The organism is Streptomyces sp. NPDC049887 (genome assembly GCF_040656535.1).
In the GTDB taxonomy this organism is placed as follows: Bacteria; Actinomycetota; Actinomycetes; order Streptomycetales; family Streptomycetaceae; genus Streptomyces.
In genome coordinates this window covers 74,316-93,132 of record NZ_JBFAMM010000011.1, presented here as the reverse complement: position 1 = coordinate 93,132, position 18,817 = coordinate 74,316, and the positions used below count along the sequence as shown (strand labels likewise).

The 18,817-nt window shown below is 71.2% G+C and carries 20 protein-coding genes and 1 tRNA gene; 4 read left to right on the top strand and 17 right to left on the bottom strand.

From position 1 onward, the window contains the following. Positions 1–136: 136 nt before the first annotated feature. Complete coding sequence (locus AB0J10_RS16050; RefSeq protein ID WP_363061917.1) at positions 137–2,557, bottom strand: MFS transporter; 2,421 nt, start codon at positions 2,555–2,557, stop codon at positions 137–139. 35 nt (positions 2,558–2,592) lie between these two features. After that, the gene (locus tag AB0J10_RS16045) at positions 2,593–3,042 is read right to left on the bottom strand and encodes a MarR family winged helix-turn-helix transcriptional regulator (protein WP_363061915.1); all 450 of its coding nucleotides are present in this window, start codon (positions 3,040–3,042) and stop codon (positions 2,593–2,595) included. Between the two features lie 234 nt (positions 3,043–3,276). Between AB0J10_RS16045 and AB0J10_RS16040 the strand changes: the two genes are divergently transcribed. Continuing rightward, a complete protein-coding gene (locus tag AB0J10_RS16040; protein WP_363061913.1) occupies positions 3,277–3,492 on the top strand; it encodes a hypothetical protein in 216 nt (71 codons plus the stop codon). 34 nt (positions 3,493–3,526) lie between these two features. Here the strand turns inward: AB0J10_RS16040 and AB0J10_RS16035 are convergent, their stop codons facing one another. The 8 genes from AB0J10_RS16035 to AB0J10_RS16000 all read right to left on the bottom strand — a co-directional run bounded on the left by AB0J10_RS16035 (position 3,527) and on the right by AB0J10_RS16000 (position 8,852). Further along, on the bottom strand, positions 3,527–3,766 hold the full coding sequence (locus AB0J10_RS16035; protein ID WP_363061911.1) for a hypothetical protein: 240 nt from the start codon (positions 3,764–3,766) through the stop codon (positions 3,527–3,529). Between the two features lie 623 nt (positions 3,767–4,389). Continuing rightward, positions 4,390–5,292, bottom strand: a complete 903-nt coding sequence (locus AB0J10_RS16030) for an RNA polymerase sigma factor SigF (RefSeq protein ID WP_363061909.1) — start codon at positions 5,290–5,292, stop codon at positions 4,390–4,392. 234 nt (positions 5,293–5,526) lie between these two features. Next, positions 5,527–6,330, bottom strand: coding sequence for an RNA polymerase sigma factor SigF (locus AB0J10_RS16025; RefSeq protein WP_093655404.1), 804 nt, complete (start codon positions 6,328–6,330; stop codon positions 5,527–5,529). A gap of 336 nt (positions 6,331–6,666) precedes the next feature. Beyond that, positions 6,667–6,834, bottom strand: a complete 168-nt coding sequence (locus AB0J10_RS16020) for a hypothetical protein (RefSeq protein ID WP_363061907.1) — start codon at positions 6,832–6,834, stop codon at positions 6,667–6,669. Between the two features lie 444 nt (positions 6,835–7,278). Next, positions 7,279–7,363 (bottom strand) — tRNA-Ser (locus AB0J10_RS16015). A gap of 48 nt (positions 7,364–7,411) precedes the next feature. After that, positions 7,412–7,885 carry a tRNA adenosine(34) deaminase TadA gene (tadA, locus tag AB0J10_RS16010; protein WP_363061905.1) on the bottom strand — a complete coding sequence of 158 codons (474 nt, stop codon included), beginning with the start codon at positions 7,883–7,885 and terminating at the stop codon, positions 7,412–7,414. Positions 7,886–7,920: 35 nt separating this feature from the next. Beyond that, positions 7,921–8,436, bottom strand: coding sequence for a hypothetical protein (locus AB0J10_RS16005; RefSeq protein WP_363061903.1), 516 nt, complete (start codon positions 8,434–8,436; stop codon positions 7,921–7,923). 182 nt (positions 8,437–8,618) lie between these two features. Further along, positions 8,619–8,852, bottom strand: a complete 234-nt coding sequence (locus AB0J10_RS16000) for a hypothetical protein (RefSeq protein WP_363061901.1) — start codon at positions 8,850–8,852, stop codon at positions 8,619–8,621. Positions 8,853–8,939: 87 nt separating this feature from the next. On the opposite strand from AB0J10_RS16000, the gene upp reads away from it, so the two are divergent. Beyond that, positions 8,940–9,575 carry a uracil phosphoribosyltransferase gene (upp, locus tag AB0J10_RS15995; RefSeq protein WP_138054321.1) on the top strand — a complete coding sequence of 212 codons (636 nt, stop codon included), beginning with the start codon at positions 8,940–8,942 and terminating at the stop codon, positions 9,573–9,575. Positions 9,576–9,689: 114 nt separating this feature from the next. Here upp and AB0J10_RS15990 read toward each other — a convergent pair whose 3' ends face one another. Beyond that, on the bottom strand, positions 9,690–10,313 hold the full coding sequence (locus tag AB0J10_RS15990; protein ID WP_363061899.1) for a LytR C-terminal domain-containing protein: 624 nt from the start codon (positions 10,311–10,313) through the stop codon (positions 9,690–9,692). 154 nt (positions 10,314–10,467) lie between these two features. Beyond that, positions 10,468–10,764 carry a type II toxin-antitoxin system VapB family antitoxin gene (locus tag AB0J10_RS15985; protein ID WP_003999914.1) on the bottom strand — a complete coding sequence of 99 codons (297 nt, stop codon included), beginning with the start codon at positions 10,762–10,764 and terminating at the stop codon, positions 10,468–10,470. 108 nt (positions 10,765–10,872) lie between these two features. Between AB0J10_RS15985 and AB0J10_RS15980 the strand changes: the two genes are divergently transcribed. Continuing rightward, complete coding sequence (locus tag AB0J10_RS15980; protein WP_363061897.1) at positions 10,873–12,501, top strand: helicase HerA-like domain-containing protein; 1,629 nt, start codon at positions 10,873–10,875, stop codon at positions 12,499–12,501. Between the two features lie 132 nt (positions 12,502–12,633). Here the strand turns inward: AB0J10_RS15980 and AB0J10_RS15975 are convergent, their stop codons facing one another. The 5 genes from AB0J10_RS15975 to AB0J10_RS15955 form a co-directional block, all read right to left on the bottom strand. Continuing rightward, positions 12,634–14,175, bottom strand: a complete 1,542-nt coding sequence (locus AB0J10_RS15975; protein ID WP_363062102.1) for a M28 family metallopeptidase — start codon at positions 14,173–14,175, stop codon at positions 12,634–12,636. A 160-nt stretch (positions 14,176–14,335) separates the two neighbouring features. Then, positions 14,336–14,917 carry an HhH-GPD-type base excision DNA repair protein gene (locus AB0J10_RS15970; RefSeq protein ID WP_363061895.1) on the bottom strand — a complete coding sequence of 194 codons (582 nt, stop codon included), beginning with the start codon at positions 14,915–14,917 and terminating at the stop codon, positions 14,336–14,338. Between the two features lie 94 nt (positions 14,918–15,011). Further along, entirely contained in the window at positions 15,012–15,290 is a 279-nt protein-coding gene (locus tag AB0J10_RS15965; RefSeq protein ID WP_363061893.1) for a hypothetical protein, read from the bottom strand. Positions 15,291–15,388: 98 nt separating this feature from the next. Next, positions 15,389–16,657: a YncE family protein gene (locus AB0J10_RS15960; protein WP_363061891.1), complete on the bottom strand. Its 1,269-nt coding sequence runs from the start codon at positions 16,655–16,657 to the stop codon at positions 15,389–15,391. A gap of 246 nt (positions 16,658–16,903) precedes the next feature. After that, positions 16,904–17,710, bottom strand: a complete 807-nt coding sequence (locus AB0J10_RS15955) for a CAP domain-containing protein (protein ID WP_363061889.1) — start codon at positions 17,708–17,710, stop codon at positions 16,904–16,906. A gap of 655 nt (positions 17,711–18,365) precedes the next feature. On the opposite strand from AB0J10_RS15955, the gene AB0J10_RS15950 reads away from it, so the two are divergent. Next, positions 18,366–18,794: a hypothetical protein gene (locus AB0J10_RS15950; protein ID WP_363061887.1), complete on the top strand. Its 429-nt coding sequence runs from the start codon at positions 18,366–18,368 to the stop codon at positions 18,792–18,794. Positions 18,795–18,817 lie beyond the last annotated feature (23 nt).

Genomic DNA, 18,817 nt, shown 5'->3' with positions numbered 1-18,817 from the left:
TGCGGTCCCGTCCCGTCCCGTTGCGCGGTCTCCTCGCCGGACACCCCGTTGGAGTCGCCGGGGCGGCCGGCCGTCCCCTGCCCGCCGCCCCGGCCCCGGGCGCCGCCTCCGCTGGGAGCGCCGCCCGGGGGTCCGGTCACTCGACCGCGTGGGCGAGTGCGATGTCGTGGCCGTCCACACCAACGCCGGTCACGCTGAGCGTGCCCGCCACCGGCGGGTAGCCGGTGGCGACGACCGTGTACTCGCCCGGGTCGAGGTCGGCGAAGGCGTACGCGCCGTCGTCACCGGTGGTCGCGGTCGCGATCACGTTCCCCGCCGCGTCGACGAGCGTCACCCGGGCGTCGGCCAGCGGGGTCCCGGCGTCCCCGGCCCGGACGGTGCCGCGCACCACGGCGCCCGCGTGCAGGGCCAACTCGAGCCGGGTGACGCCCTGGCCGCCGATCTCCACGGGGAGGGCCAGCGGCCGGAAGCCGGGCGCGCTCACGGCGAGGGTCACCCCTCCGGGCACCAACTCGGCGAAGGAGAAGCCCCCGCCCGGGCCGGAGGCGCCGGTCGCCAGCACCTCTCCACGCACATCGGTCACGACGACCATGGCGCCCTCGACCGCCGCGCCGCCCTCGGCCGCGACCACGGTGCCGGACAGTCCGCTCGTACCGGCGAGGAGGATGTCGCGGGCCACGGGCTCGTTCCCGACGACCACCGTGGACGCCTGCGGCTGGAAACCGTCGGCCGAGGCGATCAGGACGTACGGGCCGGTGCCCGGCGCGTCCAGGGCGTACGCACCGTCCGCCCGCGCCACCGCGCGGCCCAGCCGGCGGCCCGCTGGCGAGATGAGCGTGACGGCGGCCCGCCCGACGGGCGCGCCCTCCGAGCCGCGCACCACGCCGTGCACGACGGTCCCGCCGGCCACGGCGACGGGCCTGTCCTCGGGGGCGGTGTCACCGGTGTCCCGCGAGGTCGGGCCCGGGGCGGCGGCCGAGGCGCCCTTGAGCGCCACCTCCTTGATGAACAGGGTCACCAGGAACGCCAGCAGCGCGAACGGGGCCGAGTACAGGAACACGTCCGCCACACCGTGCCCGTACGCGCTCTCGACCACGGTGCGGACCGGGGCGGGCAGCGCGTCCAGGTCGGGGATGCCCCCGCCGCCGGTGCCGCCGTGGCCCATCGACGCGCCGCGTGGGCCGAGTTCGGCGAGACCGTCCTCGACGTAGTGGGTGACGCGGTCGGCGAGCACCGCGCCCAGTGCGGAGACACCGACCGCACCGCCCAGCGACCGGAAGAAGGTGACGACCGACGAGGCCGCGCCCAGGTCCTGCGGGGCCACCTGGTTCTGCGTGCACAGCACCAGGTTCTGCATCATCATGCCGAGGCCGAGGCCCATGACGGCCATGAAGACGGCGATGCGCCAGTACTCGGTGTCGTAGCGGATCGTGCCCAGCAGTCCGAGACCGCCGGTGACCAGGACACCGCCGCTGACCAGCCATGCCTTCCACCTGCCGGTCCTGGTGATGATCAGGCCGCTGGCCGTCGAGGAGACGAACAGACCCGCGATCATCGGGATGGTCATGACGCCGGACATCGTGGGCGACTCGCCCCTGGCCAGCTGGAAGTACTGGCTGAAGAAGACCGTGCCGGCGAACATCGCGACGCCCACGAAGAGCGACGCCAGGGAGGCCAGCGTGATGGTCCGGTTGCGGAACAGCCGCAGCGGGACGATCGGGTCGCCCACCCGGGACTCGACGACGAGGAAGAGCAGGCCCAGGGCCAGCGCGCCGCCGGTCATGGCGTACGTCTGCCAGGACAGCCACGCGTACTTGTCACCCGCGAAGGTGACCCAGATCAGCAGCAGCGAGACCGAGGCGCTGATGAGGAGGGCGCCCGCCCAGTCGACCTTGACGTCCCGCTTCACCACGGGAAGCTCGAGGGTCTTCTGCAGCACGAGCAGCGCGATGAGCGCGAACGGCACACCGACGTAGAAGCACCAGCGCCAGCCGAGCCACTCGGTGTCGGTGATGACGCCGCCCAGCAGCGGGCCGCCGACCGTTGCGACGGCGAACGTCGCGCCGAGGTAGCCGCTGTAGCGGCCGCGCTCCCGCGGGGAGATCATCGCGGCCATGATCACCTGTGCCAGTGCGGTGAGGCCGCCTACGCCGATGCCCTGCACCACGCGGCAGGCGATGAGCGTGCCGGTGTCCTGCGCGAGCCCGGCCACCACCGAGCCCACCACATAGATGATCAGGGCTGTCTGGACCAGCAGCTTCTTGCTGAAGAGGTCGGCGAGCTTGCCCCAGAGCGGGGTGGTCGCGGTCATCGCCAGCAGGGCCGCCGTGACCACCCACGTGTAGGCGGACTGGCCGCCCCCCAGGTCGTTGATGATCTCGGGCAGGGCGTTGGAGACGATGGTCGAGGACAGGATGGCGACGAACATGCCGAGCAGCAGCCCGGACAGCGCCTCCATGATCTGCCGGTGCGTCATCGGCGCGCCGCCCTCGGAGGCAGGGGTCCCCCCGTGTCTGGCGTGGCCGCCCCGCACACCGGTCGGTGTGGTCGTAGCCATGTACTTCCTTGTCTCTTGCGTGGGTGTGCGGTCTTTCACGTGGGTGTACGGGCGTTCCGGCAGTCCCCGAGGGATTCGCGGAGGCGGGCCAGCAGCGCGTTGAGCCGTCCGACGTCGTCGTCGGACCAGTCCTTGAGGTGGTGGGCGAACAGATCGGTGGTGCGCCGGCCGAGGTCCTCGAGCCGGGCCACCCCGGCGGGGGTGAGCCGCAGGATGCGCGAGCGTCCGTCGTCCGGGTCGGGTGACCGCTCTATCCAGCCGCGCCCGGCGACGTGCGCCACATGGCGGCTGGTGACGGACATGTCGACGGCGAGGAGCTCCGCGAGCCGGCTGATCCGCATCTCCCCGTACCGGTCGAGGAGGGCCAGCACGGCGGCGGAGCCGGACGGGCACTCCGCGGGCAGCAGGCGCGCGAGGCTCCTCTTCACGGCGCCCATGGCGCTGATCTGGCGGGCCAGTTCCTCGTACTGACTCCGTTCGGCCACGGACGCACCCCCATCTTGTTGCTTAGGGCAACCATAGAAGCAGTTGGTTGCTGCAGGCAAACGAAAAGGGGCCCTTCGGGGTAAAGGAACCTCAAAGTCTTTGCATGTGCGAGGTCAGAATCCGGTCGCATTGGCGGGTGACGTGCGGACGGCGTGCGCGCGACGTGCGGGTGTGTCGCGGGGCGGACGACCGGGGGTTGGGTGGGTCACCCGCGTTCGCTAGGGTCCTGACCCATGGCACACAACCCCCAAGCGCCCCAGGGTCCCGAGGGCTACGACCCCGCGGGCAGCACGCAGATGTTCCGCGCCTTCGTCGACGAGGGCGGTCCGCAGCAGGGCGGCCGCTCCGCGGCGGCGCCCGCCCCGGCCGGTCCGCGGGTCGGGCTGATCGTCGGGATCGTGGCGGCCGTCGCGGTCGTCGGCGCGGTCGTCTGGCTCGCGCTCGGCTGATTCCGCCGTGACGGGCCCCGTGCGGTCCGACCGGTCAGGACGGATGCTCCGCGCGTACGTCCCGTGTCTCCACACGCATGCCCAGCGGCACGCGCCAGGAGTCCACGCACACCCGGTACGTCGTCGTCCTGGCCGTGCCCGCGGCGATGGGCGCCGGCAGAGCCCGGACCGAATCGATCGTCGCCCAGTCGACCCCGAGCGCTCCGACGATGTGCGTGCCGAACACGACGGTGCCCGAACGCGCCTCTGAGCCACCGGTGTTGCGGAACTCCACGGTGACGTCCTCGCACCACCGCCTGTCCGTGGGCGCCCTCCGCACCTCCGCGACCACCACTACGGCAGGCCCCGGCGGCGAAGGCGGCGGTTCCGGCGCCGGGGGAGCAGGCGGGCTCGTGCCCGGGGCGGGGGGAGAGCTTCCCGGCTCCGACGGGCCCGGCCCGGAGCCCTCGCCCGATCCTCCCCCGGGAGGCCGTTCCTCCGGCGACGCGGTCGCGGCGGGGCCGTCCGAGGCGTCCGGTGCCGTCCCCGTGAGCCGCGCGGCCGCGCCCGTTTCCGTCCCACCGGCGGATCCGTCGCCGGGTCCCGGTGCCGCACCGGGAGGCCGGGCCGGAGAGCTGCCGTCGAGGGGTACGAGCACGACGTCCCCGGACGGCGGCACGGCGTCCTCCGGCCCGTTCCCGCCGGCTCCGACGGCGGCGTACCCGTCGTGCCGGCCGTCGGCCCCGGAGGCGGCGAGCACCCCGCCGAGGCAGAGCGCTACCCCCGCCAGCCCGTATCCGACCCGTCGCCGTCGCATCGGCCCAGTCTGTCTGACGGTTCGTCAAAGAGGAACCCCGTGGCGGGGAGTGGTGACCGGCCGGGCGGTGGGCCGTGGAGGCGCGCGCCCGGCCGGGGGCGTCAGTCGGCGATCAGACCTTCGCGCAGCTGCGCCAGCGTCCGTGTGAGCAGCCGGGAGACGTGCATCTGGGAGATGCCGACCTCCTCGCCGATCTGCGACTGCGTCATGTTGGCGAAGAAGCGCAGCATGATGATCTGTCGCTCGCGCGGCGGGAGTTTGGCCAGCAGCGGCTTCAGGGACTCGCGGTACTCGACGCCCTCCAGCGCGCCGTCCTCGTAGCCGAGGCGGTCCGCGAGGGACCCCTCGCCGCCGTCGTCCTCGGGCGACGGGGAGTCCAGCGAGGAGGCCGTGTAGGCGTTGCCCACGGCGAGGCCGTCGACCACGTCCTCCTCCGACACGCCCAGTGCCGCGGCGAGTTCGGGCACCGTCGGGGAGCGGTCCAGCTTCTGGGCCAGCTCGTCGCTCGCCTTCGTCAGCGCGAGGCGCAGTTCCTGGAGCCGGCGCGGAACCCGCACCGACCAACTCGTGTCCCGGAAGAAGCGCTTGATCTCGCCGACCACGGTCGGCATGGCGAACGTCGGGAACTCCACGCCCCGTTCACAGTCGAAGCGGTCGATCGCCTTGATGAGGCCGATCGTGCCGACCTGGACGATGTCCTCCATCGGCTCGTTGCGGCTGCGGAAGCGGGCCGCCGCATAGCGCACCAGCGGCAGGTTGAGCTCGATGAGGGTGTCGCGCACGTACGTGCGCTCGGGGCTGTCCTGGTCGAGCGCGGCCAGCCGCAGGAAGAGCGAGCGCGAGAGCGTACGGGTGTCGAGGGCTTCGGGGGCCTCTGACGGCAGGTCCACGGCCACGTCCACGGACATGGGTGCGGACGCCGGTTCGGGCGCCGGGAGCGCGTCGGGCGAGGGAGCGCTCTGCGTGAGCGTGAGCACCTTCGAGCTGCCCTGTTCTGCGGACATGCCACCCCCTGGAGGTCGCGGACGGTCGCGTCGGCCACGACCATCGGAGGAACGCAGCCTCCACCTGAATACCGGAGGCGGGGCCGCGGCAAACGCGGTTCCGGCAGAATGTCACATGTCGGCAACGCGCTGTAGTGACATGTCGACAACAGAGCGTCAAATCAGCGCAGGAAAAAGGGGGTATGCGGCTTTCGTGCCGCTCGAAATGGTCTGAAAGGGCTCTACCCGATTCGGTTACGCCTCGATCCTGTTTGCGGATCTCAATCGTGCGAAGCTGCGGGCGAGGAGCCTTGACACATGCATCTGAGAGACCCCCAGTTCGGCGCTGATCTGGGACTGCGTCAGATTGCTGTAGTAGCGCAGCAACAGGATCCGCTGTTCGCGCTCGGGCAGTTGTACGAGGAGATGGCGTACGAGATCGCGGTGTTCGACCCCGGCGAGCGCCGGGTCCTCGTAGCCCAGCCGGTCCAGCAGCCCGGGCAGTCCGTCGCCCTCCTGCGCGGCCTCCAGCGACGTCGCGTGGTACGACCGGCCCGCCTCGATGCAGGCGAGGACCTCGTCCTCGGAGATCTTCAACCGTTCCGCGATCTCGGCCGTCGTCGGGGACCGCCCGTGCGTCGTGGTGAGGTCCTCCGTGGCGCCGTTGACCTGCACCCAGAGCTCGTGCAGCCGGCGCGGCACGTGCACGGTCCGTACGTTGTCGCGGAAGTATCGTTTGATCTCGCCGACCACGGTGGGCATCGCGAACGTCGGGAACTGCACGCCCCGCTCGGGGTCGAACCTGTCGATCGCGTTGATGAGGCCGATCGTGCCGACCTGGACCACGTCCTCCATCGGCTCGTTGCGGCTGCGGAAACGTGCCGCCGCGTAACGGACCAGGGGCAGGTTCGCCTCGATGAGCGCGGCCCGGACGCGGGTGTGCTCGGGCGTGCCGGGCTCCAGGTCCTTCAGCTGGGCGAAGAGCACCTGGGTCAGCGCCCTGGTGTCCGCGCCCCGGCTCTGCTTGGTCCGGCCCTCGCTCTCGTTCTGGGGCGGCACTTGAGGCGCAGTACTGGCCGGCACGGTCACGCCACCCCTTCACGGGTCGAACGGCGTCAACCCCAGGCGTCAACCCCAGGGGTCAACGCCGGGTCAACTCATCCATCAAAAGCGGTCATAGCATCACAACACAGATCCACCGCGTTCAAGCACCCCATAACGCCGTGTTGAGGGCAAGTTGGTGCATAAGTGAAGAAAGCCCCGCACCTCTACGGTGGGGGCTGAAGGGTCCGGGAGGGCGGGCGGCTCGGTGGTCGCCTTCGGCGATCACCCGCGTGGTGACACCTCGCACCGCCGACCGGCTGCGTCCGGGCGGGGCACCACGTCCGGGGCGACCTAGTTGTTGACGAGCGCCGACATGAACTCGCCGACGCCCTGCGCGGCACTGGATATGCCCTCGAAGCCCACCTGGACGAGGTCGGCCGCGCGGTCCGGGGAATTGATGATCGTGTACAGCACGAAGACGACGACCACATAGAGAGCGATCTTCTTCGTTTGCACCACTGGTCCCTGCCTCCCCTGCGGCCCCTGCGCGGACGGGTGAGTCTAACCGAGCGTTCAGGAGCGTAGGACCCTGCGGCCCGGGCCCTTTCCTCCGGCGTGGAGGGCTCCCCCACCAGCGGTGCCGGGATGAACCCGGAGGACCGGCAGGAATCCGATGGGTGGGTGAACCGTGCCCCCGCTGCGGGCCCGCGAGCCACATGCTCCTCCCGGCCGGCGGTGCCTGGCCGGCGGGCGCGTTCCCCCCGGGGAAACGGTGAGTACCGGCCCCGCCTCCTCCGGCCGGACGGAAGCCCCGGCCCGATCCCCCGAACGGCCGGGGCCTCCCCGGGCGCGCGCCGTGCCCGCGCCGTGAGGCCGCCCGCGTCCGGGCGCCCGTGCGCGGGGCGCACGCGTACATGATGAAGGGCCCCGGGCTGGAACAAGCAGCGGGGCCCTTCACGGGAGCGGTAGCGGAGGGATTTGAACCCTCGGTGACTTGCGCCACACTCGCTTTCGAGGCGAGCTCCTTCGGCCGCTCGGACACGCTACCGGGAGAGAGCTTAGCCCAAGGTGGGCCGTGCTCTGAAATCGATATCGATCAGCGGCCGGGAAGGCCGTCCCGCAGCCCTTCCCCGGCATCCCCGCGAGGGCCCCGGAAGAACGCGGTGAGCTGCTGCGCGCACTCGGCCTCCAGCACTCCCTGGATCACCTCCGGGCGGTGGTTGAGCCGCCGGTCCCGTACGACGTCCCAGAGCGAGCCGGCCGCGCCCGCCTTCTCGTCGCGGGCGCCGTAGACCACCCGGTCCACCCTGGACAGCACCAGGGCGCCCGCGCACATCGTGCACGGCTCCAGCGTGACGACGAGCGTGCAGCCGGTCAGCCGCCAGCTCCCGCGCACCGCGGCCGCCCGCCGCAGCGCGAGGACCTCGGCGTGCCCGGTGGGGTCGCCGGTCAGCTCGCGTTCGTTGTGGCCGGCCGCCAGGACGGTGCCGTCCTCGGCCAGCACGACGGCGCCGACCGGGACGTCCCCGGCCAGCGGCGCACGTGCGGCCTCGTCCAGCGCGAGCCGCATGGACGCCTCCCACGGCGCCCTGACGGGGTCCGTCACTAGCGGACGGCCTCCAGCATCTCGGAAGCGCCGAGCGTGTCGGCGATCTCGGTCAGCGCGTCCGAGCTGAGCGCACAGATCTCCTTGGCGGACATCCCGAGGTCGGCGAGCAGATCGAAGTCGCCGAGCGGCCCGACCGGGACAGCGTCGGAGTCGTCCGCCGTGTCCTCCTCGGCCTCCGGTTCGCCGTCCTCCGTGCCGTCGAGGTCGAGCGAGTCCAGCTCGTCATCCTCCTCGTCCTTGCCGAGCAGCTCGTCCGTGAGCATCGCCCCGTAGGAGGAGCGTGCTGCCGAGGCGGCGTCCGAGACGAAGACACGAGGATCGTCCTCGCCGTCCACCCGGACGATGCCGAACCATGTGTCTTCCTGCTCGATGAAGGCGAGCACCGTGTCCTCGTTCACCGAGGCATCGCGGGCCAGGTCGGCCAGATCCGACAGGGTCTCCACATCGTCGAGCTCTGTGTCGCTCGCTACCCACCCGTCTTCGGTGCGCGCGAGCAGTGCGGCGAAGTACACCGTGACTCTCCCACTGATCAGAGTTGTGACGACCGGCGGAGCGCTGCTCGTGCCCCGCCCACTCGGAATCGTGGCAGAAACAGCGGCTTCGCGAGAGGTCTTCCGGCGTTGCGTCGTGCACGCGTTCAGCGAGAGGGCCCGCCGAACGGCGGCGCAGGGGTCCGTCCAGGGGACACCGAGGCTCACCAGCGGAAGGAGCGCATGCGCATCGCATGACGCATCCGCGCCGTACGGGCACGCCGGGGCTGGACGCGGTCACGCAAGGCCTTCGCCTCGTGCAGTTCGCGGAGGAACTGGGCGCGCCGGCGCCTGCGCTCGGCGTCGGTCTCCTCCTGTTCCTGCCGCGGTTCCTGCCGCGGTTCCCGCCGCTGCTCCCGGTCCTGCTGGTCCCGGTCGTGCTGGTCCCGCTCCGGCATCGGCCACACCCCCTCGGCGCTGGAAGGCCATTTCCCACCTTCCCGCCGGAGGCCGCGTCCACGCCAGCCCCGGCTACTGTTGGGTCCATGCGGATCCACGTCGTCGACCACCCCCTGGTGGCGCACAAACTCACCACCCTGCGCGACCGGCGCACCGACTCCCCCACCTTCCGGCGCCTCGCCGACGAGCTGGTGACCCTGCTCGCGTACGAGGCCACGCGTGATGTGCGCACCGAGCAGATCGACATCGAGACGCCGGTGTCGGCGACCACGGGAGTGAAGCTCTCCCGTCCGCGGCCCCTGGTGGTGCCGATCCTGCGGGCCGGCCTCGGCATGCTCGACGGCATGGTGCGGCTGCTGCCGACCGCCGAGGTGGGGTTCCTCGGCATGATCCGCAACGAGGAGACCCTGGAGGCGTCGACGTATGCGACGCGCATGCCGGAGGACCTCTCCGGCCGCCAGGTGTACGTCCTCGACCCCATGCTGGCCACGGGCGGCACGCTGGTCGCCGCGATCCAGGAGCTGATCAAGCGCGGTGCCGACGATGTCACGGCGGTCGTGCTGCTGGCGGCACCGGAGGGTGTCGAGGTGATGGAGCGCGAGCTCGCGGGCACGCCGGTGACGGTCGTGACGGCCTCCGTCGACGAGCGGCTCAACGAGCACGGCTACATCGTCCCGGGCCTCGGCGACGCGGGCGACCGGATGTACGGCGCGGCCGAGTAGGACCCGTCGCGGTGGTCGCCGGGGCCCCCGGTCCGCCGGCCCACGGCCCTCGCGCCCCCCGGAGCGGGCGCGCGAGGCGTGCGGCCGGCCGTGCGGCCGTGGGGAGCGAGGCGTTCAGCCGCACTCGCCCGGGGCGGGCTCGGGCTCGGCCAGTGCGGCCAGTGCCCTGTCCGCGACGGGTTTGGTGTTCAGCGTCTTGAAGGCCGTGCCGATGATCAGGTCGACGTCCGCGGAGGTGCGGGCGTCGGCCTTCACCTGGGCGCCGGCGAGCTGGGTGCCCAGCACGCCGAACGACCCCTCGTAGGCGCCCGGCGCGCCCAGCAGCAGTGCGGCGCCGGGCACCTTCTTGTCGTACTCCGCCGGGGCGTTGCCCACCTTGCCGATGTTGAAGCCGCGCTTCTGCAGCTCGTCGGCGGTGGCCTTGGCCAGTCCGCTGCGCGGGGTGGCGTTGTAGACGTTGACGGTGATCTGGGCAGGCCTCGGCGGTGGGGGCACGGCCGAGGGTGTGGACCGCGGCTTGCACGCCGCGGCCCGGCTCTTGGCGCCGGCCTTCTTGGCGTCGTCCGAGAAGGCGTCGATGAGCTGCAGCGTTCCCCACCCGCCGAGACCGATGACGGCCACGGCTGCGACGACTGCGAGCACGACCTTGCGGCGGCGACGGGGGCGGCGCATACGTGGATAGGCGTTGCCCGTAATGCGGTACTTTCCGCCCATGCCTGGGGGAGTGAGCATGCTCATGGGCGCAGCGTAATGCGGTCCGGGGGCTATGCCTACTTAACGATCATCTGCTTGCCTCCGTATGGACGCGAAGCTGCGCCTTACGGGTCGCGAGGCTGCGCCCGACGGGGGAGCGTGGAGGGCCGAACGGGTCGCCCGCGGCGGGCGGCCCGGGTCAGTCCAGTTCGAGCACCCGGGCGTGCAGGACCTGGCGCTGCTGGAGTGCCGCGCGCACGGCGCGGTGCAGCCCGTCCTCGAGGTAGAGGTCGCCCTGCCACTTCACGACGTGGGCGAACAGGTCGCCGTAGAAGGTCGAGTCCTCGGCGAGGAGGGTCTCGAGGTCCAGCTGGCCCTTGGTGGTCACGAGCTGATCGAGGCGGACCGGGCGCGGCGCGACATCCGCCCACTGCCGGGTGCTTTCCCGGCCGTGGTCGGGGTACGGCCGCCCGTTTCCGATGCGCTTGAAGATCACACGGAAAGCCTACCGGGCAAGCGGCGGTCGGCGCAGCCAGGCAGCGCCGGTGGGATGCTGGGCAAAACCCCGCAAAAGCCTCGCAAACCCGGAAGTAGGGGCCGTGTCATGACTGAGCCAGAGCAACCGACCTCGTCCGCGGGCCAGTCCGGAGCGGCCGATCTCTCCGCCGAGGCACGGAGGATCGCCTCCGGCTACGCCTTCCCGGGACCGGCCCTCGAACTGGGTGCCCTGCTCCACGACGGCCGGTGCCTGCCCGGAGCACCCGTCCGGATCCCCCTCGGCATGCTCAACCGCCACGGTCTGGTCGCCGGGGCGACCGGCACCGGCAAGACCAAAACGCTCCAGCTCGTCGCGGAACAGCTGTCGGCGAACGGCGTCCCCGTCTTCCTGGCCGACATGAAGGGGGACCTCTCCGGCATCTCCGCGCCCGGCCGGGGCGGGGAGAAGCTCGCGGAGCGAGCCGCGCAGGTGGGCCAGGAGTGGCAGGCCGAGGGATTCCCCACCGAGTTCTACGCGCTGGGCGGCATCGGCCACGGCATCCCGGTCCGTGCGACCGTCACGGACTTCGGTCCGGTGCTGCTGTCCAAGGTGCTCAGGCTCAACCGGACGCAGGAGCAGTCCCTCGGCCTGGTCTTCCACTACGCCGACGCCAAGGGCCTGGAGCTGGTGGACCTGAAGGACCTGCGGGCCGTGGTCGCCTTCCTGGTGTCCGACACGGGGAAGCCCGAGCTGAAGGGCATCGGCGGGCTGTCCACGGCCACGGCCGGAGTGATCCTGCGGGCCATCACGGCCTTCGAGCAGCAGGGCGGGAGCGACTTCTTCGGCGAGCCGGAGTTCGACACCGGCGAGCTCCTGCGGACGGCGTCCGGCGGACGCGGCGTCGTGTCCGTGCTGGAACTCCCCGGAGTGCAGGACAGGCCGCAGCTCTTCTCGACCTTCCTGATGTGGCTGCTCGCGGATCTGTACGCGGATCTGCCGGAGGTCGGCGACCTCGACAAGCCGAAGCTGGTGTTCTTCCTCGACGAGGCGCATCTGCTGTTCGACGGGGCCTCCGAGGCGTTCCTGGACGCGGTCACCCGGACGGTGCGGCTGATCCGTTCGAAGGGCGTCGGGGTCTTCTTCGTGACGCAGACGCCCAAGGACGTGCCCGGCGACGTGCTGGGGCAGCTCGGCAACCGGGTGCAGCACGCCCTGCGGGCCTTCACCCCGGACGACGCCAAGGCGCTGAAGGCGACGGTGCGGACGTTCCCGGACTCCGCGTACGACCTGGAGGAGGTCCTCACCTCACTGGGTACGGGGGAGGCGGTCGTCACCGTGCTGAGCGAGTCGGGGGCTCCGACCCCCGTCGCGGCGACCCGGTTGCGGGCGCCGCGGTCTCTGATGGGCCCGGTCGGCGACACGGAGCTGGAGGCCGCGGTGCGGTCCTCGGTGCTGTACCCGCGCTACGCACTGGCCGTGGACCGGGAGTCGGCGTACGAGAGGCTGACGGCGGAGCAGCAGGCCGCCGAGGAGTCGGCGTTGCGGGCGTCACGCGAAGCCGAGGCCGCGCGGGAGGCGGCGGAGGCAGCCCGGCGGGAGGACGGGGCGGCGCGTCCGGAGGAGCGGGGCGACTCGCTGGTCGGCCAGGTGATGGGCAGTGGCCTGTTCACGTCCCTGGCCCGTTCGGTCGGCACCCAACTGGGCCGGGAGATCTCCCGGTCCCTCTTCGGCACGGCCCGCAGACGTCGCCGGTAGGGCGGCGCCGCTGGACGGCCGACCCGACGGGCGGACGCCGGCGGGGCCTCGGGGAAGCCCGGCCGGCGTGGGGAGCGAGGGACCCGTCCCGCGGTCGGTGCGGGACGGGTCCGGGGAGCGCGGTTCCCGCCGCTACTCGGTGACCTCGTGGTCGTGGCCGTCGTGCAGACCGCCGCCGCTGCCCGTGTCGCCGTCCGTCGGGACGGTGGCGACCGGCTTGCGCAGCGAGCTCAGGTCGTGCGCGTACGTGCCGGCGGCGTTGGCGATGACGTCGATGTTGACGTCGAACGCCTTCATGTTGACGTTCTTGATGTCGTCGCACTTGGCGTGGTAGCAGGCGTCGTACGCGACCCCCGCCGTGCCGCCGAACTTCTCCGCCTGCGCGGCCGACTTGATGCCCTCGGCGCCGGTGAAGGTGCCGCCGGACGGGATGCCGGCCTCGACGAACGGGCCGTAGTCGGAGCGGCCCGTGAAGTCCGTGCCCTCGTGGGGCGCGCCGACGCGGTCCATGAACTCGTTGATGTCGCGTTCCAGCTGGGCCGAGCCCGCCGGACCGGCCGGTGCGCCGACGCCGTCGGAGTTGTCGCCGTCGTACACGAACAGGCCGTAGTTCGGGGACGCGATCATGTCGAAGTTCAGGTAGAGCTTGATCTCCTTCTTGCCCAGGTCGCTGAGGTTCGCGACGTAGTGCTCGGAGCCCAGCAGACCGTTCTCCTCGGCGCCCCACCAGGCGAACCGCATCTTGTTGGCGGGCCGCTTCTCCGCCTTGGCGAGCTCCAGCGCGACCTCGAGCAGTCCGGCCGAGCCGGAGCCGTTGTCGTTGATTCCGGGGCCGGCGGTCACGGAGTCGAGGTGGGCGCCCAGCATCACGGTGTTGGCGGCGTTCCCGTGCCGCGTCTCCGCGATGACGTTGCGGGTGGTCCGCTTCTCCTGGAGCTGGCGGATCTCGAAGTCGATGCTCACGGGGCCCTTGGCCAGGTCCTCGGCGAGCTTGGCGCCCTCGGCCTGGGTGATGCCGCCGGTCGGGATCTTCCCCGCCTCGGGGCCGCCGAGGGTGCCGGCGAGGGCTCCCTCGGTGTTGTTGTAGATGATCGCGCCGATCGCGCCGGCGGCGGCCGCGTTCTGCTGCTTGGCGGCGAAGGTGCAGCCGCCGCGCTTGATCAGCGCCACCTTGCCGGTGAAGGTCCCGGAGGCGAAGTCCGCGGGCTCGCAGCCCGTGGTGCCGTCGGCGTCGACGGGGACGGCGGCCAGATCGGCCTTCACACCGCCCACGGGGGTCGACTTGGTGTACGTCATCGCCGATATCGCGATGTCGCGCGGCGCGGGGGAGACCACCGACAGCTTTTGGGCCTGGGTCTCGGTGTAGATGAAGTCGAAGTTCTGGTACGAGACGTCGTACCCGGCCTTCTTCAGTTGCTGGTAGACGTACGCTGCGGAGGCGTCGTAACCCAGCGAACCGGCGGCGCGGTGACCGCCGGTGCTGTCGGCTATCTGCTGGAACTTCTGCAGGTGCTCGAAGGCGTCCTTGGCGGACGACTTGCGGACCAGTTTCTTGGAGAGCTTGGCCGCTTCCTTCGCCGCTCTCTCGGCGGGGTCGTGCCGGTGAGCGGTTGCGGGCGAGGCGGATGCCAGCAGGAGCGGGGTCGCAAGTGCGGCTGCGGCCACGGTGGCCACTGCTCTGCGATGGGTTGCGTTCACAGAGGTCCTTCCCGGTGCGAACGAGGTTGAGGGGAAGCTAGCGATCTCTGGGTGTTCTGTGAACACATGTGCCGCAACTCACGCGTTATTTAGCGACATTGACATCAACTAGTACGTCTTCGGGCGTACTTATGAGTCATTTGGCCGCCTTCGCCGCGCGCTTCAGCTCCTGCTTGTGCGCACGTACCTTGGCCAGCGATTCCGGGCCGGTGATGTCCGCGGCCGAGCGGTAGGCGCGCTCCTCGCCGTACGGCCCCGCAGCCTCCCGCCAGCCCTCCGGCGCCACCCCGTACTGCTTGCCCAGCAGGGCGAGGAAGATCTGGGCCTTCTGCTTGCCGAAGCCGGGCAGGGCGAGCAGCCGGCGGAGTACCTCCTTGCCCGGGGGAGCGTCCTTCCACAATGCCGTCGGGTCGCCGTCGTACTCGTCCACCAGGTACTGGCACAGCTGGTGGATCCGCTTCGCCATCGACCCCGGGTAGCGGTGCACAGCGGGCTTCCGCGACAGCAGCTCGGCGAACGCCTCGGGGTCCTGGGCGGCGATCTCATGGGCGTCGAGATCGTCCTTTCCGAGGCGCTCGGCGATCGTGAAGGGGCCCGTGAAGGCCCATTCCATCGGGACCTGCTGGTCCAGCAGCATGCCGATCATGAGGGCGAGCGGGCTGCGCCCGAGGAGCTCGTCGGCCTCGGGCTGCTGGGCGAGATGGATCTCGGGACTCATTCCCCGATGATCCCTCCCGTGCGGGCGTGCCGCACCTTCGCCGCGGCCCTTCGGGGGCTCCGCGGGGGCCTGGCGGGGGTGCCCGGCGGGCGGGTCAGCCGGGCTTGCGGGCCTCGATCAGGAAGCGCGTCGTCCGGGCGACGAAGGGGCCCTCCGTCTCGGTCCTTTCGTGCAGCTCGCGGAGTCGGTCGCGGTGGTGGGCCACGGTGAAGCCCGGCACCGTCCACACGACCTTCCGCAGCCGCTGGTAGCCCCAGGACGGACGCTGCTCGGTCGCCCGCCCGTCGAGCCAGGAGAAGTCCCAGCCCGCCACGGACACGGATTCGGCCTCGGCCTCGGCCTCGGCCACCAGATGGTCGAACGTGCGGGTCATGAACCGATGGTGCCGCTCTCCCGGAGACCCCGCCACCCCTCGCCGGGTCGCGGTCCGGCCCTGGTCCTGGGCCCGCCGTTCCCGCGGCCGGGGCGGGACTACCCGCGCGCTGCAGAGGGGCCCGTCCAGTCCGCCGCCACCCTGCCCAGCCGTACGCGCTGGGGATGGTCCCCGACCGGCACGCTGGCCACCTTCCGGCCGGTGGCGAAGTCGATCGCGGTGACCGAGTCCGATCCGCTCTCGGAGACCACACAGGACTTCCCGTCCCCGCTCACCGTGGCCCAGTACGGCTTCGAGGCCGTGACCAGCGGACCCTCCTCGAGGGTGGCCCGGTCGACGACCGTGGCGTAGTCGTCCATCGTCCCGGCGACGCAGATCTTGTCGCCCGCGGGACTCATCGAGATCCCGTGGTGGCGGGAGTCGTTGACCCAGGTCGTGCGGTCCTCGCTGGTCGCCGGATTCTTCGGGAGGGTCTTCTCGCGGGTGATGCGGTCGGCGGCGACGTCGTACTCCAGGAAGCCGTTGAAGAACGACACCTGGAAGTAGAGCTTCGACTCGTCGGGGGTGAAGGCCACGGGCCGGACCGCGTCCGAGAGGTCCTTGCGGCCGAAGTCGTCCAGCCGTTGCCGCATGTCGACGACCTTCACCGTGCGGTACGTCTGCGCGTCGACGACGGTGATCTTGCGGTCGCCCTTGGTGAAGTCCCAGAAGGGGTCGTCCAACGCGGTGTTGACCTCGCCGATCGCGCTGTTCCAGATCCGCTTGCCGCCGTCGGTGAAGACGTTCTCGTGCGGCTTGTCCCCGGTGGTGAACGAGCCCGTCTCCCGGCCGGTCCGGATGTCGAGGACGTGCACGGTGTTGGACGTCGACGCGGAGACCGCGACCCGGGTCCCGTCCGGGGAGACGGCCATGTGGTCGGAGCGGTAACCCGACACGGGGAAGCGCCAGTTGAGCTTGCCGGTGGCCACGTCGACGGAGACGACGTCGGCGAAGCTCGGGCGGGACACCACGACGGCCGACCCGTCCGGCGTCGAGTACATGTCGTCGACGAACTGGTCGTGCCCCTCGCCCACGGACATCCGGATGCCGAGGAAGTACGCGAGCTTCACCGGGTTGAGGTAGATCTCCAGCATCCGCCGGTCCTTGTCCGGAATCACGTTGATCCGGCCGATCCTGGCGAGGGACCCGGAGGGTTCGAGGACATCGGCGGTGCCGTCCCAGTTGTTGCCGACGAACAGCACCTCGCGCAGGGTGCCGGGGCCGGAGGCGGCGGTCGGCACCGGGGCCGCGGACGCCGGGGCGGAGGCGGCGGTGACCGCGAGGGCGACGGCGACACCGGTCAGGGTCGGAAGAAGTGCTGTCTTCACGGCGCGCTCCTGGGGTGTGGGACAGGAGGGAGACAGGTAATTACCGGCGGTAAGGTACTGGCGGGTCACATGAAAGACCAGAGGTCCGGCAGGACTTCCCGCGGCGCCCGACCTCCGCCGCCCGGTGGCCGGGCACGGCGAAGGCCCCGACCGTGCACGGACGCAGCGTCCGAGCACGGTCGGGGCCCTTTCGCGGGCCGCGGTGGGGGGTCCGTTCGCGGGGGCGGCGAACGGCCGCGGTCATGGTCAGCGGGCGGTGCCGAAGTCCTGGGTCCAGTAGTTCCCGGGCTGCGCGAGGCCGACGCCGATCTCCTTGAACTCGCAGTTCAGGATGTTCTTCTTGTGGCCCGGGCTGGACATCCAGCCCGCCATGACCTTCTCGGGGGTCTCGTAGCCGTAGGCGACGTTCTCGCCGTACGTGCTCCAGTTGTACCCGGCGCGGGTGATCCGGGCGCCCGGGTCGGAGCCGTCGGAGCCCGTGTGGGACATGTTGCGGTGGGCGGCCATGTCCTTGCTGTGGTCCTGGGCGGCCTTGGTCAGCTTGGCGTTGACCTTCACCGGGGAGCATCCGGCCTTGCTGCGCTCGCTGTTGACCAGCTCCACGACGCGCGCCACGTCGCCGGAGGCGGGAGCGGAGGACGCGGGCGTGCTCGGGGAAGCGGCGGGCTTCGGCGCGGCCGGCTTGGGAGCGGCGGGCTTCGGCGCCGCGGGCTTGGGAGCGGCGGGCTTGGCGGGTGCGGGGGCCTGCGGAGCCGGCTCGGCCGGGGCGGAACCGCCGGGCTCGGCCGCACCGGGCTCCGAACCGGGCTGCTCGGCGCCGCCGGGCTCACCGCCGTGCTTCTTCTTCCAGTCCCAGCCGCCCTGCTGCCAGGGATTCCCGGACGAGGCGTTCTTCCAGTCCCCCCAGGAGCGGCTGTCGCGGCTCTCCTGGCGGTTCTGACCGTCAGGCTGGTCCATACAGGCCATGGCGACGGAAGGCACGGCCACGGCGCCCAGGGCGACGGCGGCGATCGTTATCTTCCGGTGGTGCGTCTTCCTGCGGTGCTTCCTCATGCATGACCTCACTCGGTTTTCGCGGAGCGCCCCCGGGGAACGGTCGACCCGGCACTGGTCCTGTGCTGAGCTGCGGAGACGCCTTTGCGGGCCGCCATTCTTAGAAGCGCCGCGCGGCGGGAGCAATGAGCGTCGTTACTACCTCGGCTCGTAGGTCGGGGCGCCTCTTGAAATGGGCCCTCAGGCGTGCTGGCCCCGGTTCCGGACCTGACCCGCACTCCTGTTGACCCGTCAGGAACCCCCGGCTTCCCGGTAAACGGGCGGAACCGGCGAGCCGGTCGAATGCCCCCACGGCGACCACGGGACATGTCTCTCCCAAAGTGGACAAGTCTCATTTGTCCATTGCCGGGCTCTCTACTATTCGGCCGCCCTAGTGCCCGGTTCGGCGTGACGGATGTCACGGAATGACCGGAGAGTTCTTGGAACCGCGACGACCTGAGCGAGGTCGAGGCGGCCGGTGGGCGGTGTCGGCGGCGGTGGGCGGTGCCGGTGGCCGTGGGCGGTGGGCGGTGTCGGCGACGGTGGGCGGTGCCGGTGAGTGGGGTGGCGGCTGGTCGCGGCGATCGCTCCGAAAGCCTGTGTAAAGAATGCTTGACTTGATGTATGGGTAGCTTTACCTTCGCTGTGTCAAGTTTCCTTTACAGGGGGAGAGGTCATGGCGTTCGAGGAGAAACGTGCCTGGATCATGGGGGTGGTCGCGATCGCCGCATACGCGGCCTACCTCGCCGTGGTTCTCGGACGGGCCGACGGAGTCGCACTCGCCGAGGCGCCCTACGCGTCCGCGCTGCTCTGGAGCGTGGGCGCGGCCATCGCGGCGACCGTCGCGCTCCACATCGCGGTCGCGCTGGCCTCGCCCGGGGAGGCCGGCCCGAAGGACGAGCGCGACCGGGAGATCGCCCGGTTCGGCGAACTCACCGGCCAGTCCCTCGTCGTCCTGGGCGGGGTCGCCGCCCTCGTCCTGGCCATGGCCGAGGCGGACCACTTCTGGATCGCCAACACCGTCTACCTGGCCTTCGTCCTGTCCGCGGTCCTCGGCTCCGTGGCGAGGATCTGCGCCTACCGGTGGGGCTTCCAGCCGTGGTGAAACCGACCCGCGTCACGAACTCG